General features: G+C 50.5%; 1 pseudogene. It reads left to right on the top strand.

The features are described from left to right. Window positions 1-1378: pseudogene (locus tag HMPREF9007_RS21155) on the top strand (Gfo/Idh/MocA family oxidoreductase); the annotation flags it as partial.

Genomic DNA, 1378 nt, shown 5'->3' with positions numbered 1-1378 from the left:
CAGACTTTTCAAGAAGAAAATTTCTTAAAACGGGAGCCGCTGCTTTAGCAGGAATCACCATTGCTCCCAGTTCTATTTTAGGTATGAGCCACGGGCACGTTTCACCAACCGACAAACTGAACCTCGCAGCCGTAGGTATCGGCGGTATGGGCCATGCCAACATCAACAACGTGAAGGGCACCGAAAACATCGTAGCCCTTTGTGACGTAGACTGGAAATATGCCAAAGGCGTATTCGATGAATTCCCGAATGCGAAGAAATACTGGGATTACCGCAAGATGTACGATGAAATGGGCAAATCCATTGACGGCGTAATCATTGCTACCGCCGACCATACTCATGCCATCATCACGGCAGACGCCATGACAATGGGCAAGCACGTATACTGCCAGAAACCGTTGACTCACTCCGTTTACGAATCCCGTTTGCTGACCAAGCTGGCCGCCTCTACCGGAGTAGTTACTCAAATGGGTAATCAGGGAGCATCGGGCGAAGGTACCGACCTGGTTTGCGAATGGATATGGAATGGAGAAATCGGTGAAGTAACCAAAGTGGAATGCGCCACCGACCGTCCTATCTGGCCGCAAGGACTGAATGCCCCCGAAAAGGCGGACCGCATCCCCAACACATTGAACTGGGATCTTTTCACCGGACCTGCCAAACTGAACCCGTACAACAACGTTTATCATCCCTGGAACTGGCGCGGATGGTGGGATTACGGTACAGGTGCACTGGGTGATATGGCCTGCCATATTCTGCATCAGCCGTTCAGAGCTCTGAAACTGGGTTATCCTACCAAGGTGGAAGGTTCTTCTACATTATTACTGAGTGCCTGCGCTCCTCAGGCCCAGCACGTGAAGATGATTTTTCCCCGCCCGCGACAATATGCCGAAAGTTGCCTTGCCGGAAGTTGAGGTACACTGGTATGATGGTGGTATGATGCCGGAACGTCCGAAAGGTTTCCCGGAAGGAAAACAACTGATGGGTCCCGGTGGTGGTCTGACTATTTTCCACGGAACAAAAGATACATTGATTTGCGGCTGCTACGGAGAACAACCTTTCTTGTTGTCAGGCCGTGTGCCCAATGCACCGAAAGTATGCCGCCGTGTCAAGTGTTCTCATGAGATGGACTGGGTACGCGCTTGTAAGGAAGACAAATCCAACCGCGTGATGCCGAAAGCGGATTTCTCCGAATCGGGACCGATGAATGAAATGGTGGTAATGGGTGTATTGGCTATCCGTCTGCAAGGATTGAACAAGACACTGGAATGGGACGGCGCCAATATGTGCTTCACCAATATCGGTGATAATGAAACACTCAGAACCTGCATTAAGGACGGATTTACGATTCATGATGGTCACCCGTCATTCAACAAGA

It is taken from the genome of Bacteroides sp. 1_1_14, assembly GCF_000162515.1.
GTDB lineage: Bacteria > Bacteroidota > Bacteroidia > Bacteroidales > Bacteroidaceae > Bacteroides > Bacteroides thetaiotaomicron.
This window is presented reverse-complemented; position numbering and strand designations above follow the sequence as displayed.